At 63.2% G+C, this 13,633-nt stretch carries 16 protein-coding genes; 10 read left to right on the top strand and 6 right to left on the bottom strand.

What is annotated here, in order from left to right; all coding sequences use genetic code 11:
• Positions 1–59: 59 nt before the first annotated feature.
• Positions 60–677: a helix-hairpin-helix domain-containing protein gene (locus ACSC1P_RS03830; RefSeq protein WP_435358807.1), complete on the top strand. Its 618-nt coding sequence runs from the start codon at positions 60–62 to the stop codon at positions 675–677.
• Between the two features lie 239 nt (positions 678–916).
• Positions 917–1,246, top strand: coding sequence for an antibiotic biosynthesis monooxygenase family protein (locus ACSC1P_RS03825; RefSeq protein WP_435358806.1), 330 nt, complete (start codon positions 917–919; stop codon positions 1,244–1,246).
• A 21-nt stretch (positions 1,247–1,267) separates the two neighbouring features.
• On the opposite strand, the gene msrB is transcribed toward ACSC1P_RS03825, so the two are convergent.
• Positions 1,268–1,687: a peptide-methionine (R)-S-oxide reductase MsrB gene (gene msrB, locus ACSC1P_RS03820; protein ID WP_435358805.1), complete on the bottom strand. Its 420-nt coding sequence runs from the start codon at positions 1,685–1,687 to the stop codon at positions 1,268–1,270.
• A 105-nt stretch (positions 1,688–1,792) separates the two neighbouring features.
• Here msrB and ACSC1P_RS03815 point away from each other — a divergent pair, with 105 nt between their 5' ends.
• The gene (locus ACSC1P_RS03815; protein ID WP_435358804.1) at positions 1,793–3,721 is read left to right on the top strand and encodes a DEAD/DEAH box helicase; all 1,929 of its coding nucleotides are present in this window, start codon (positions 1,793–1,795) and stop codon (positions 3,719–3,721) included.
• A gap of 95 nt (positions 3,722–3,816) precedes the next feature.
• Positions 3,817–4,002 carry a DUF7576 family protein gene (locus ACSC1P_RS03810; RefSeq protein WP_435358803.1) on the top strand — a complete coding sequence of 62 codons (186 nt, stop codon included), beginning with the start codon at positions 3,817–3,819 and terminating at the stop codon, positions 4,000–4,002.
• A 22-nt stretch (positions 4,003–4,024) separates the two neighbouring features.
• Here ACSC1P_RS03810 and ACSC1P_RS03805 read toward each other — a convergent pair whose 3' ends face one another.
• The 3 genes from ACSC1P_RS03805 to ACSC1P_RS03795 form a co-directional block, all read right to left on the bottom strand.
• Complete coding sequence (locus ACSC1P_RS03805; protein WP_435358802.1) at positions 4,025–4,225, bottom strand: hypothetical protein; 201 nt, start codon at positions 4,223–4,225, stop codon at positions 4,025–4,027.
• Positions 4,226–4,303: 78 nt separating this feature from the next.
• Positions 4,304–5,284 carry a formyltetrahydrofolate deformylase gene (locus ACSC1P_RS03800; RefSeq protein WP_435358801.1) on the bottom strand — a complete coding sequence of 327 codons (981 nt, stop codon included), beginning with the start codon at positions 5,282–5,284 and terminating at the stop codon, positions 4,304–4,306.
• 183 nt (positions 5,285–5,467) lie between these two features.
• Positions 5,468–6,085 (bottom strand): SOUL family heme-binding protein, encoded by a 618-nt coding sequence (locus ACSC1P_RS03795; protein WP_435358800.1) that lies wholly within the window; start codon positions 6,083–6,085, stop codon positions 5,468–5,470.
• A gap of 164 nt (positions 6,086–6,249) precedes the next feature.
• Here ACSC1P_RS03795 and purS point away from each other — a divergent pair, with 164 nt between their 5' ends.
• The 3 genes from purS to tbsP all read left to right on the top strand — a co-directional run bounded on the left by purS (position 6,250) and on the right by tbsP (position 8,185).
• Positions 6,250–6,501 carry a phosphoribosylformylglycinamidine synthase subunit PurS gene (purS, locus tag ACSC1P_RS03790; RefSeq protein ID WP_435358799.1) on the top strand — a complete coding sequence of 84 codons (252 nt, stop codon included), beginning with the start codon at positions 6,250–6,252 and terminating at the stop codon, positions 6,499–6,501.
• A complete protein-coding gene (gene purQ, locus ACSC1P_RS03785) occupies positions 6,498–7,187 on the top strand; it encodes a phosphoribosylformylglycinamidine synthase I (RefSeq protein WP_435358798.1) in 690 nt (229 codons plus the stop codon). Before purS ends, purQ begins: the two co-directional genes overlap by 4 nt.
• Before the next feature lie 179 nt (positions 7,188–7,366).
• Complete coding sequence (tbsP, locus tag ACSC1P_RS03780) at positions 7,367–8,185, top strand: transcriptional regulator TbsP (RefSeq protein WP_435358797.1); 819 nt, start codon at positions 7,367–7,369, stop codon at positions 8,183–8,185.
• Between the two features lie 430 nt (positions 8,186–8,615).
• Here the strand turns inward: tbsP and ACSC1P_RS03775 are convergent, their stop codons facing one another.
• Positions 8,616–8,900 carry an amphi-Trp domain-containing protein gene (locus ACSC1P_RS03775; protein ID WP_435358796.1) on the bottom strand — a complete coding sequence of 95 codons (285 nt, stop codon included), beginning with the start codon at positions 8,898–8,900 and terminating at the stop codon, positions 8,616–8,618.
• Positions 8,901–9,125: 225 nt separating this feature from the next.
• Here ACSC1P_RS03775 and ACSC1P_RS03770 point away from each other — a divergent pair, with 225 nt between their 5' ends.
• Positions 9,126–9,407, top strand: a complete 282-nt coding sequence (locus ACSC1P_RS03770; RefSeq protein ID WP_435358795.1) for a PadR family transcriptional regulator — start codon at positions 9,126–9,128, stop codon at positions 9,405–9,407.
• 100 nt (positions 9,408–9,507) lie between these two features.
• Here the strand turns inward: ACSC1P_RS03770 and ACSC1P_RS03765 are convergent, their stop codons facing one another.
• The gene (locus tag ACSC1P_RS03765) at positions 9,508–10,761 is read right to left on the bottom strand and encodes an AI-2E family transporter (protein WP_435358794.1); all 1,254 of its coding nucleotides are present in this window, start codon (positions 10,759–10,761) and stop codon (positions 9,508–9,510) included.
• Between the two features lie 93 nt (positions 10,762–10,854).
• Here ACSC1P_RS03765 and ACSC1P_RS03760 point away from each other — a divergent pair, with 93 nt between their 5' ends.
• The gene (locus ACSC1P_RS03760) at positions 10,855–12,156 is read left to right on the top strand and encodes an MgtC/SapB family protein (RefSeq protein ID WP_435358793.1); all 1,302 of its coding nucleotides are present in this window, start codon (positions 10,855–10,857) and stop codon (positions 12,154–12,156) included.
• Between the two features lie 53 nt (positions 12,157–12,209).
• On the top strand, positions 12,210–13,583 hold the full coding sequence (locus ACSC1P_RS03755; protein WP_435358792.1) for an aminotransferase class III-fold pyridoxal phosphate-dependent enzyme: 1,374 nt from the start codon (positions 12,210–12,212) through the stop codon (positions 13,581–13,583).
• The last annotated feature ends 50 nt before the right edge of the window (positions 13,584–13,633 follow it).

Here is a 13,633-nt window from a genome sequence, read left to right as displayed (position 1 = left end):
GTGACGCGGGCTTCATGCGCCGTCACCCCCTCTAGAGTGCCACGAGGGGGAAAACTACGATGCAAGCGATCACCAAGAGCGGCGTGTCGGTACCCTGTGCCAACTTCAAAGCGATAGACACCGGCGTCGTCCTCACCGAGGACGAGAAGCGCAAGCACGTCGTCGGGTTCATTCCGTACGAGGACTTGCAGTTCGTCTTGCCGGACGACGTCGCAGCGACCCTCGACCGGCCGACGGCGGCGCCAAGACCGGAAGCCGACGAGCAAGCGGCGACGAGAGACGCCGACGCGACAGGCGGCGAAACGAAAGACGCCGACACGACAGACGACGGTCCGACAGCGAGTGAGCGTGAGAGCACGGCAGGCGAGGGTGAGGACACAACAGACGAGCGTGCGGCGGCCATTGGCGAGCCGTCTGGCAGCGATACGAATGACGCGACAGCGGGTGCGACCAGACGTGCAAGAGCCATCTCGGCACTAACCCAGATTCACGGCCTCGGGCCGACTTACGCCACCCGGCTGTACGACGCAGGCATCGTCTCGCTCGCCGCGCTCGCCGACGCCTCCCCAGCGATGGTCGCCGACGCGACGAACGTCCCCGAACAGCGCGCCCAGCACTGGATAGACCGTGCCGCAGCCGCCACTGGCCAGACCATCGAAGTCGCGCACTGGCTGTGACGACGACGGCAGTCGACCGGGTCACGCCGACCGCTGCTGCACACTGTCGTGGCACGTGTGAAAAAGTATCAAACCCGGGAGAAGAGTTATACTCTCAGACGGCGGCTACCTCTGTATGAGTCTCGGCTCGTGTCCGGAGTGCCACTGTAGCGACCACAGACTGTATCTCGACCGCTGTTCGACCTGCGGCTACGTTCCGCCCCATGGCGCGGACTGAGTGAGTTTCCCCCGACATTTTGATGCTTCGTCCCCGTGACGAACGAGATCTGTTCGTCGTCGCAAACCGAATCCCGGTCGCGCAAGGACACGAAGACGCCTTCGAAGAACGCTTCGAGAAACGAGCGAAGACGGTCGACCAGCGCGAGGGGTTCGTTCGCCTCGAAGTCCTTCGTCCCGTCGACGCCGACCACTACGTCGTCCTCACGTACTGGGAGTCTGAAGACGCCTTCGAGGCGTGGACCCAGAGCGAGGACTTCCGCGAATCCCACAGCGACCGCCCGCCGAAAGAGATGTTCTCCGGGAAGAACGAGATGGAGTCCCACGAAGTCATTATCTCGGCCGAAAAGTAGCGTCGCTGCGATACGGGCGGCTTACTCTTCGTCGAACTCGATAGCGACCGAGTTGATACAGAACCGTTTCCCGGTCGGTGCCGGCCCATCGTCGAAGACGTGGCCGAGGTGGCTCTCACAGTTCGAACAGACGACTTCGATGCGGTGCATGCCGTGGCTGTGGTCTTCTCGCTTCTCGATGTTGCTCTCCTCCGCAGCGTAGAACGAGGGCCAGCCACAGCCGTGGTCGAACTTCGTCTCCGAGTCGAACAGCACTTCGCCACAGCCCTTGCAGCGGTACGATCCGTCTTCGAAGTGGTCGACGTACTCGCCGGAGAAACGCGCCTCGGTCCCCTGCTGCCGGAGGACGTTGTAGGACTCGTCGTCGAGGCGTTCACGCCACTCTTCGTCGGTCTGCGGGACGGTCCGCTTGGACTCGCCTTCGGGTGCGCCGTCGGTCATAGTCGGTAGTAGGGCGGCGGCGGGGAAAGATGCCGTGGTCGCGGGTGTTCGCACGGCTGACCGACGACGAAACCAGTTTCTACCTGCCGCCAGTACGGGCACACAGTGACCGACGACGAGGCGGACCAGCCGACGCCCGACGACGCAGTACCGGCCGAGCCGACCGACGGGAGCGAGCCTACCCCGTCCGAGGCGGGCGTCGCCAACGACGGCGACGGAGATGACGGCGATGACGACATCCCGGTGAACCGATTTTACGACGCGCTCGAAGCCCACGGCCGGCCCGTCATCACGGCCAGCCAACTCGCCCGGAAACTGGAGACGACACAGGAGCGCGCCCTGCAGGCCCTCGAACACCTCGAACAGCGCGGCGACGTACACCACGCGAGCGTCGACAACGACCCGACGGTGTGGTACGCCGTGGATTGGGCCGAGATGGTCGACCGCGAGCGCATCGTCTTCTTCCCGAAGCGTCGCCAACTCGTCGTCGACCAGCCGACGCAGTTCACCCGGGCGCAGGTGTCGCAGTTCGCCCACCTCGTGGACGCGACCCGCAAAGGTGGCTACCTGTACAAGATTCGCCGTGAAGACGTCTGGCAAGCCCCCTACGACGAGTACGAGAAACTGTTGCGGACGGTGCGACAGGTCATCCCTGAACGCTCGCCCGGGTTCGAGGAGTGGCTGGAAGACCAGTGGAAGCGCGCGAACCAGTTCGTCCTCAGCACGCACGAGGACGGCTACACGGTGCTTTCGGCCGCGAACGAGAACCTGATGGGCAACGTCGCTCGGCAGAAACTCGACGACACCCACCTCCGGGCACCCATCGACGACCTGACTTCGTGGGTGGCCGACGAGAAGATCGCCGAGGTGAAACGCATCCTCTACGAGGCCGGCTATCCGGTCAGAGACGAGCGCGACCTCGATACGGGCGACGAGTTGCCCATCGAGTTGCACCTGAACCTGCGGGACTACCAGCAGGCGTGGGTCGACCGCTTCACCGAGCAGAAATCCGGCATCATGGTCGGCCCACCGGGGAGCGGGAAGACGGTCGCCGCGATGGGGACGATGGCCGCAGTAGAGGGCGAGACGCTGATTCTCGTCCCTTCGCGCGAACTCGCCAGCCAGTGGCGCGAGGCGTTGCTGGCCCACACGTCGCTCACACCCGACCAAATCGGCGAGTATCACGGCGGCGAGAAGGAAGTCCGGCCGGTCACCATCGCGACCTACCAGACCGCCGGAATGGACCGCCACCGACAGTTGTTCGACTCGCGGCGATGGGGGCTCATCGTCTACGACGAGGTCCATCACGTGCCCAGTCGCGTGTTCCGACGCTCTGCCGACCTCCAGTCCAAACACCGACTCGGTCTCACCGCGACGCCGGTCCGCGAGGACGACAAGGAAGAGGACATCTTCACGCTCATCGGCACGCCCATCGGTACGGACTGGGACGCGCTGTTCGAGGCGGGCTACGTACAGGAACCGGAGGTGTTCATCCACTACGTGCCGTGGGCCGACGACGACGCGCAGAACGAACACGCCAGCGCCGAGGCGGGCCACGAACGCCGGCAACTCGCCGCGATGAACCCGGCGAAGGTGCAGGAGACCCGCCACCTGCTCGACAAACATCCCGAGAAGAAGGCGCTCGTGTTCGTCGAGTATCTCGACCACGGCGAGCAACTCGCCGAGGCGCTCGACGCGCCGTTCATCTCCGGTGAGATGCGCCACGGCGAGCGCCGACGACTCCTCTCGGAGTTCCGAAGCGGCCAGCGTCGTGTCCTCGTCATCTCCAGAGTCGGCGACGAAGGTATCGACCTACCCGACGCGGAACTCGCCATCGTCGCCTCCGGACTCGGCGGCTCACGGCGACAGGGTGCCCAGCGCGCCGGGCGGACGATGCGGCCCGAAGGCACGGCGATGATGTACGTGCTGGCGACCCGCGGAACCACCGAGGAGGACTTCGCCCAGCGGCAGGTCCAACATCTCTCCTCGAAGGGCATCTCGGTGCGCGACGGCCCGGCCGAGAGCGTCGAGTGACTGGCTACCGCGGCGTCGGGTGACGAAAAATTTCGGGAGGAATTTTTGCCAGCGTCGGCGGGCTTGAAGCCCTGCGGACCGTGGAACGAATAGACATGGTAGACCCGACTTCCGACGTGGGCGAGGTCGACCCCGACGACGCGCCGGACTGTGCCGCCTGCGGCGACACCGTAATCGAGGACGACCACCGCGTGCGCTCGTGGGTCGACGACGAAGGACTCGTCCAGCATCGCCACTTCTGCGACGACGAGTGCCTCGAAAACTGGGACGAATCGGCGTGAGGACGAAACGCTCGTTTCCTCGTCAGCGTTTCACGAATCGGAGCGTCGCGTAACTGACGGCGAAGACCAGCGTCGCCGTCAGTCCGACCGAGACGACCGGGCTGAGCCACGCGGGTTCGAGCGTCGGGAACTGGAACGTGTTCGTGCCGAGGACGGCGACGACGGCGGCAGTCACGGCGACGAGGCCGCCGAGGTCGGTCTGTGAGACCGATTCCGAGGTCATAGCTCGCGGTACGGCGGATGGTTATATAAAATTTCAGAAAATTTTGGTGCGACGTTTCTGGGCCGATGGCGTCGCCGCTCAGTCGTCGGCTTCCTCGCCGTCGTCGCCACCGTCACCGGCGACGAACTCGCCGAGGCCGTCGACAGGCCGGTCGGGGTTCGCAGAGCGCGCTTCGGGTGAGAGACCAAGCTGGTAGTTGTTCTCGCGGGCCTCGCGCAGGCGGGTGCGGCCGCGGTGGACCGACACGTCGCCGTTCAGGTGCAGCCGAACCGCTTCGAGCAGCGCTTCGGCTTCGAGCGGCTGGCCGGATTCCTTCACGTCCTCCGGAGTCGCGTCGTCGGCCACGTCGAACGCACGCTGGGTGATGATGGGCCCTTGGTCGAGGTCGGTCGTCACGTAGTGGGCCGTGACGCCCGCGATGCGGACGCCTTCTTCGACGGCCTGTCGGTAGGCCTTCGCTCCAGGGAAGGCGGGGAGCAGGCTCGGGTGAATGTTGATGATGCGGTCTTCGTACCGGAACACCACGTCGGGACTGAGGATGCGCATGTAGCGCGCGAGGACGATGAGGTCGGCATCGTATTCGGCGAGTAAGTCGAGCAGTTCGGACTCGTCCGGCGTCCCCTTCTCGTCGCCGATGTCGTGGAACGGGACCTCGTACTTCTCGGCGAGCGGTTCGAGGTCGTCGTGGTTCCCGATGACCACGGAGATGTCCGCACCGAGGTCGCCGCTGGCCCACGCCTGAAACAGGCGTTCGAGACAGTGGCTCTCCTTCGTCGCGAGGACGGCCATCTGCTGCGTTTCACGGTCCTTCGGGAATCTGACCTGAATCTCGACGCCGAGGTCGTCACCGAGTTCTGCGAGGTCGTCGCGCAGCGTCTCCTCCTTGCAGACCATCTCGGACGTGTCGGCGTGCAACGTCATCCGGAAGATGTCGTCGCGGACCGCCTGGTCTAAGTCCTCGATGTTGATACCGCGCTCGAACAGCAACGAGGTGACGCGAGCGATGAGTCCAGTCTTGTCTCCTCCGATGACCGTGATTTCGGTCAAGTCGGTCGTCATCGGTACCACCTCGGGTGGTTGATGGTCGGAGACATCAGATTAGTTTCACGCATCTATGGGTCAAAAGGCTTCGTATCGGCGCGAAGGTTACGGAGTGATTACTCGGCGTGCCTGCCACGGCCGACCGCAATTATTGGCACACTACTCGTGCGTTCGAACCGACACCAGCGAACGGTTAGCAGGTCACTCCACTGCCACAGCGACCTCGTTCTTCCGGAGGAACGGCGGCGTCCACGGGTCGTCGTAGCCCATGTAGAAGGGCGCGTCGGTGGTCTCGATGCCGTGGTCGGCGAGCGTCGAGAGCAGTGTTGTCTCCTTCTTCTGAACCTTCGCGTCGCGCGCGTAGCCCGAGAACGAGAGGACGGCGAGGTTTCGCGGGCCGACGAGTTCCAGCGAGACGAGGTCGTCGACGGGCTCCGGCGCGTCCTCGTAGTCGTAGTCGGCCGGGAGGAAGAACGACATCGTGACGCCTTCTGGCACCTCGGAGGCGGTGACTGGCGCGGTCATCGGAATCTTCTCGCCTTCCATCGAGACCGGGGTCGTCATCGAAATCTTCTGTCCGGCCGTGTTGGTCCCGGAGATGTACCGGAACAGTCGACGGAAGGCTTCGTCACCGGAACTCGCCGTGGTCGTCACCGAGATGGTCGCGGGGTAGCGTCGCAGTTCGATACCGTCGAAGTGCGCGACGCGGTCGTACGGGACGCGTTCCGTCGTGTAGTCGACGTACAGTCCCCACGCCGTCCAGACCGCGAGTCCCCCTGCGAGTGCGCCGGCTCCCGCGAGAATCGTCTTCCGGTTCATACGTCCTACAGGTGTGCGAAGAGCATGAATCGACTGCACGACTGGGCACCGTCGTCGAGACGGGACACGGCTGGGACGCGATGCACTCGACTGGTGTATACACGTTTGTGTACAACGACGTGCTTCCAAAACTCCTATCATACATGACTACGCACCATCGACCGATGACTGGCTACACCGCCACGGTGACCGTCCGACTCAAACAGGGGGTACTCGACCCCGAGGCCGAGACGACCAAGCGCGCGCTCTCCCGACTCGGGTTCGAACTGGAGGGACTGCGCTCGGCCGACCGGTTCGAAGTCGACTTAGACGCCGAGAGCGAGGCGGACGCGCGCGAGCGGGCCAGCGAGATGGCCGAACGACTGCTCGCCAATCCCACCATCCACGACTACGAGGTACTGGTCGACGAGCGATGACCGTCGCAATCATCCGATTCGGTGGGTCCAACTGCGACCGTGACGCCCTGCGAGCGCTCACCGACCTCGGCGTCGACGCCGAAATCGTCTGGCACGAAGACGGGCTGCCGGCGGACACGACCGGTATCGTCCTGCCCGGTGGCTTCTCGTACGGGGACTATCTCCGTGCAGGTGCGATGGCGGCGCGGTCCCCCGTCGTCGAAGAGGTTCGAGAACTCGCGGCCGAAGGCGTCCCGGTCCTGGGCGTCTGTAACGGGGCACAGGTCGGCTGCGAATCCGGACTGACCGAGGGCGCGTTCACGACGAACGAGAGCGCCCGGTTCCAGTGCGAGCACGTCTACCTCCGCGTCGAACGCACAGACACGCCCTGGACCGAGGGCTACGAACAGGGCGAGGTCGTCGAGTTCCCCATCGCCCACGGTGAGGGTCGCTACGAGATTAGCGACGACCGACTCACCCAGTTGGAGACGAACGACCGCGTGCTCTTTCGCTACTGCGACGAAAACGGCGAACTCTCGCAGGAAGCGAACCCGAACGGGTCGAAGCACAACGTCGCTGGCGTCCTCGGTGAGCACGAGACGACCGCCGTCTTGATGCCCCACCCTGAGCGTGCCGCACTCGGCGACGTCGGTGGCACCGACGGTCGCGAACTCCTCTTGGGTTTCGCCCGGGCGAGTAGTGACTGATTGTCGAGCGCCACGATACCGAATACCACACGTAGCGTGCCTGTATCGCCCGAAAACTGCAACCGAAAGTTCCTTGTCGTCGGGTCCAATCGTCCGGATTCAAGTGCGAAACCCCAAGAGTTGAGCCATCCAGGGCCAATAAAATTAAGTATCCGAGTGACGTTTTGTTGTGTAGAGGCATGACTTCGAATTTACTAGACAGGCAGATTGACGATATACTCGAAACCGTGCTCGAATCCGCCACGGGAACTGTTCTCGTGGTCAATCCGTCCGCCGACGCCATCGAAGAGTTCGTGCGTGTCGCCACGAAGTTCGACGGCGACCTCCCGACGGTCCATATGCTCGCAGACGAGCGCACGCTGAAGGACGTCATGGACGACTTCATCGTCGCGTCGAACGCGGCGGACCTCATCGACCAGGACGCACTCGTCCTGCGGACGGTCGACGAGACGCCCGAGAACTCGCTGCTCGTCACCGAGGACAGCGTCGTCGCCCTCGTCACCGCCGGCAACCGCGTCGGTGGCCTGACGACCGACGACGAGGAGTTCGTCGCCACCGCGTACGACGCCTACGAGGCCGCGTGGGACGACGCCTCGGACTTCAAGCTTCGCACCCCGCCGATTAGCCGGGTCCGCGAGACGCTGAAGACCGACATCTCCGCCGACGCACAGAACGACTTCACCAACATCCTCGACTCGCTCGAAACCGCACGTGGTGACGGCGAAGGACTCGACGAGGTCACCATCTCTCTTCTCGTGGCCGCGAAGAACGAGGCTCTGCTGTACGACATCAGCAAGTGGGGCGAGGACGTGGGTATCGCCTCGAAGGCGACGTTCTCCCGCACGAAGACCAAGCTCGAGGACATGGGCCTCATCGACACCGAGAAGGTCCCCATCGACGTCGGCCGTCCGCGCCTCCGCCTCAAGATCGGCGACGAGCGCCTACGGAACGCCGACAACGGTCAGCTTGCCACTATCGCGCAGTCCATCCTTAACTGAGCGAGTCGCCGCTTTTCCGAGTCGCTGTTCCGTGAGCCGTCGCGCCGCCCCACCACGGTCTTCGGGTGGTAGAGATACTCACCGAGGTCGGTAGTTTTAAGGGGTACCGGCAGTATGTTTCAGGTGACGCTTCGCTTGGAGGGCCGAAGCGTCAGCGGGGACCAATTCAGGGCGGCAAGCGGCCACGCGGGCTCACTATTTCCCGCGTGGTCTGCTTTCCTGTTTCGTACAACACTTGTGAGCTGCCAGCCTGTACGTCGTCGATTCAACGACGCTCAGCACTCAGCCGGCCGTTCTCAGTAGCAACTCGTCTGTTTCGATATCGGCAGGTCGAGTTTCACGGTCGGGTCACTGGCGAGGTTCGGGCTGTGAATCGACGTAGAATACGTACGTGGTGACGTCGCGCGCCAGCAGCGCCGGCGGTTCGGTGCTACTCGATGCGGAGGTTGCCGCCGTCGGCGTCGTCCGCGCCCTCGTCCCACTCTAGTTCGAACTCGATACTGAGCTCGCCCTGCGTGGCACCTTTCGACGTCTCCCGTTCCGCTTTGACCTCGAACTCCGGCCGAGCAGGTGGGTCGAGGGTGACCGACTGCTCTCCGGCCGAGAGCGTAATCGGCTCGCCAGCGTCCAGTTTGTCCGCCACGTCGCGGAGTAGCGACGCGATGTCAGCCCGACTCTGTTTCGCCTCCGTCTTGAACAGCACCTCTTCTGGCATAGGACCGTCTATGCAGTCGACATACATAAACGTCGCCAATAGCACAACATGAAACATAGCAAAACATGACAACTCTGTAGGTGTACCGCGATACACAAGAACGGGGGACGGGTACCATTGGTAACCCGAATCGAGATTGTAAAGCTAATTTTTATATAAGTGTATCGCTGGCCCGGCCGATACGTTTATTTCAACCGATGGGCAAGGTACAACAGGACCTGACCAATGCACGACCTGACAGGATTCCAGCGAGACCTGTTGTATGTAATCGCTGGGAAAGAAGAACCCCATGGACTGGCGATCAAAGAAGAACTCGAGCAGTACTACGAGAAGGAGATCCACCATGGTCGTCTCTACCCGAACCTCGACACACTAGTCGATAAGGGCCTCATCGAGAAGGGTCAACGCGACCGGCGGACGAACTTCTACACACTGACCCGGCGTGGACAGCGCGAAATCGAGGCACGAAACGACTGGGAAGCGCAGTACGTCGAAGCAGAGGCATAACGGCACGGCGCACTGGTACTCGCTGTCGAGTGCCAGTCCGAATTTTTCGACAGTCACGGACAGTCACACACCGACTACTCGTGAGTCCGGTCGTCGCGGATTACTCCTGCGTCTGGTCGCTATCGACCGACTCGGCCGACTCGTCCAAGGATGCTCCAGACCCGTCTTCGACGGTGGCTTGTGGTGTCACCTCACCTGGCACGCTCTGTGCCTCCGGTGAGGTGAAGTAGGTCGGATCGACGGCGTACGGTTGGAGCGTCTCTCGGTGCAACAGCTCCGGCAGGATGAGCCGGGCGAAGTGGACCGAGCAGACGAGAATCATCGGGCCGAGGAAGATACCGTACCAGCCGAACAGGAGCGGGCCAAAGATGTACGCGAACATGACGGCCCCGACGTGGAGGTTCCGCCCCGAGACGTACGGCCGCAGGATGAGGTCGGGAATAACGTCGACGATGACGAACGAGACGGCGACGAACAGGATGGGGAACCAGAACACGTTGCCACCGTCGACTTGCGCCGACTGGTAGAACATGAACCCTGCGACGGGGAAGTAGACGAGTTTCATCCCGACGACGGGGATGAGGCTCGCTGCCCCACACAGGAGGCCCACGAGTGCAGCGTACGGGATGAACACCTCCGGGCCGCCAGCAGTCGACCCGGGAGCGTACACGTTGAGGACACTGTAGGAAATCGCACCGATGATACCGGTCAAGATGGCGTTGAGGATGTTCCCGAAGAAGATGTTTCGGAAGTCACGGTCGACGGCCGTGAGGTAGGTCGTCATGACGCCCCGGTCGTCGCCGAAGGTACTCGTGAACCATCGTGAGAGCTTGTGACCGTCACGGAGGAGGTAGAACGCGAGCGCGATCATGATGAACAGGTGCAGTGCACCCGTCCCGACGAGACCGATGACCTGCTGGCTGTTGTTCAACAGGTCGGTGAGCACGGCAATCCCTTCCTGGTTCTCGAGGAGGTCCGCGGGGTTCTGAATCTGGTTTGCGAGCGTGAAGTACGGTTCGAGCAGGGTCTGAATCTGGGACGCCTGCCCACCGTCGGTGGTGTCGAGGCTCGACGTGAAATTGTTCAGTTCTTGCAAGCCGATAGCGATGGCGTAGGCCAGCAAGAGGAGGAACGGCAACGCGAGCGTGAAGATGGCGACGGTTGCGGCCAGACTCGGTGGCCGGATGCGTCGTTTCATCCGGTTGTACACTGGCCGTGTCGAATAGTAGATGAAGATACCGAAGACGAACGTGCCGATGAACGAGTAGAAGACGTAGAGCAATGCACCGGCGAGCGTGAGTGCGGTTGCCCACCACGCGATGCGTGACCGGTCGATGTCGAACCCCCCAAGCATGTTCTTCATCGCGCGCGGAGTCGTGAAAAACCTGTCGCGTACGTGAGAACGGCTGGGTAACTATTTATATGACGACGTAGAGAAGGCTTCGGGGTGGACGTAGTGTTGCAACAGTGGGCGAACGCCTCGCTCGACGCTGAGGTCATTCGCATCGTGTTGGCTGGTGCCCTCGGGCTGTTCCTCGGACTGGAGCGTGAGTGGTCGCAAAAGGCTGCCGGCATTCGGACGTTCACCCTCATCAGCGTCGTCGGCGCGGTGTTTACCATCCTCGCGATGGAGACCGACCACGGCGAGTTCTTGCTGCTCGTCGGTGGTGTGCTCGTCGTCGCACAGGGTGTCGTGCTTGCCGTCAATGGGCTGATTACGGAAGACGAGGGTGGACTGGCACTGACCACGTCGATGTCGATGCTGGTCGCCTACGGCATCGGGTCGTTGGTCGCCGCCGGCTTCGTCATCGAAGGCGTGGCAGTCGCCGTGCTGTCGTCACTGGTCCTCGTCCTCAAGCGAGAGCTACACTCGTTCGCGGACAGTCTCTCTCGCGAGGAGGTCCGCTCTGGGGCGGAGTTCGCTATCCTCGCGTTCGTCATCTATCCGTTGCTCCCACCGGGAACGCAGGAGTACGCGCTCCCGGGCTTCCCGGGTGAGAAGATATTCATCGAGCCACAGGTCGTCTGGCTCATGGTCGTCACCGTCGCCGCCATCGGCATCGTGAACTACATCATCGTGTTGACGTACGGCGGCCGGGGAATCGCCGTCACCGGCTTCTTCGGTGGGCTCGCCTCGTCGACCGCGGTCGTCGGGACGATGCTCGACCAGGTACGACAGAACGCCAACGCCGTCTCCTACGCCGTCGCAGCCATCGTCCTCGCGGACGCCGCGATGGCGCTTCGAAACATGCTCATCGTCGTCGCGTTCACGTTTTCGCGCGGGTTACTCGTCGCGGCGACGATACCGCTGTTCGTCATCATCGGTGTCTCGTTCGTGTTGGCGTGGTTCAGTGCGGACTGGGACACGTCGGTCGACCTGGAGATGGACAGTCCGTTCTCGCTCCGGTACGCGCTCATGTTCGGCGCGATGTTCCTCGTCGTCCTCGTCGTCGGTGCGTTCGCCGAAGCCCAGTTCGGTGCCGCCGGGTTCCTCGCCACGGCAGTCGCCTCCGGACTGGTCTCTAGCGCGGGCGCGACGACCTCTGCCGTCTTGCTCCTCCGCGGCGGAACCCTCGACCAGCAAACGACGGTTCTCGCCGTCTTGCTGGCGACCGGGTCGTCCATCCTCGTGAAAGCGGGACTGGCCGCAGCCAGCCCGAACGATGCGTTCGTGCGGCGTGTCGCCGTGTACAGTATCGTCCTCGTCGTCGCAGGCTGTGTCTCGGCGGTGTTCGTTGTACTCTCGTAGTAATTGCACCAAACAACGAATTTTATAAAAGGGGGCTTTCCTAACAGGTGTCCATGGACCGAGACACGGCCGAGCCACGGGTCGACCACATGCCCGGGGCGAAAGCACAGGAGTGGGCCGAGTATCACCACCAGTTCGCCGCTCCCAGCACATACGTCTACGATTTCGTCTGGGACATCACCGCCGACGCGGAAGGACCGTTCTGTACCGACGTCGACGGCAACGTCCTCCTCGACTTCACCAGCCACGTCGCCGCCGCACCGCTCGGGTACAACAACCCGAAAGTGATGGACAAACTCGAAGCGCTCGAACTCCCTGACCCGACGAAAATCGCCGGACAGGACTTCTACGCGAGCGGTGGCTGGCCGCCCGAGGACCCGGACATCCCCTCCCCGACGCAGCTGATGGACCGACTCATCGACGCGACCGACCACTACGACATGGACCGCGTCTTCCTCTCGAACTCCGGTGCGGAAGCCGTCGAGAACGCCATCAAGATCTGTTACAACCGTCGCGGCCACCGCGGCGTCACGTTCGACGGCGCGTTCCACGGGCGCACGCTCGGCGCGCTCTCGCTCAACCGCTCGAAGGTCGTCCACCGCAAGGGCTACCCCGAGGTCCCAGGCATCGTCTCCGTCCCCTACATCTCGACCGAGAAAGACTACCGCGAGAAGTGGCAAACCGACGGTCCCGGTGGGAACGTCCTCGCGGACAAACTCGACGAGAAGGCGGGCGTCATCGACTCCGAGGAAGTCGCCTACATCATCCTCGAACCCGTGCAGGGAGAGGGCGGCTACCGCGTCCCCCACAGCGGCTTCATCGACGACATCCAGCAGATTCGTCACGACCACGGTATCTACGTCATCGCCGACGAGATTCAGGCCGGCATGGGCCGGACCGGCGAGATGTGGGCGACCGACCACCTCGACCTCACCCCGGACGTCATCACGAGCGCGAAGGGTCTGCGCGTCGGTGCGACCATCTCTCGTTCGGACGTGTTCCCGGAAGAGACCGGCCGCCTCTCCTCGACGTGGGGTGCCGGTGACATCGTCGCCGCCGCACAGGGCGTCGCCACCATCGACGCCATCCACGAGTACGACCTGCTCGACAACGCGCAGGTCCGCGGTCGGCAGATGTGGGAAACCATCGCCGACGCCGAGAAGGACTCCATCGTCGATATTCGCGGCCGTGGCCTGATGTTCGCGGTCGAATTCGACACCAAGGACCGACGCGAGGAGGTAATCAAGCAGGCACTCGGCCGCGGGCTGCTCACGCTCGGCTGTGGCTACAAGAGCCTCCGTCTGCTCCCGCCGCTCGACGTGACCGCGCGGGAAATCGAACTTGGCACCGACCTGTTCCTCGACGCGGTCGACGCAGCCGAACGCTCGGCCCCGATGACGACGACCGATTCGAGCGACGCCTCGTAAGCGAACGTACGCGTTCTCTCGTTTTGCTGCTGTGAGCACCTCTCACGGCA

This window comes from Haloarchaeobius caseinilyticus (genome assembly GCF_051207395.1).
In the GTDB taxonomy this organism is placed as follows: domain Archaea; phylum Halobacteriota; class Halobacteria; order Halobacteriales; family Natrialbaceae; genus Haloarchaeobius.
The sequence above is the reverse complement of the archived record's forward strand: the minus strand, read 5'-3'. Positions and strand labels throughout refer to the sequence as shown.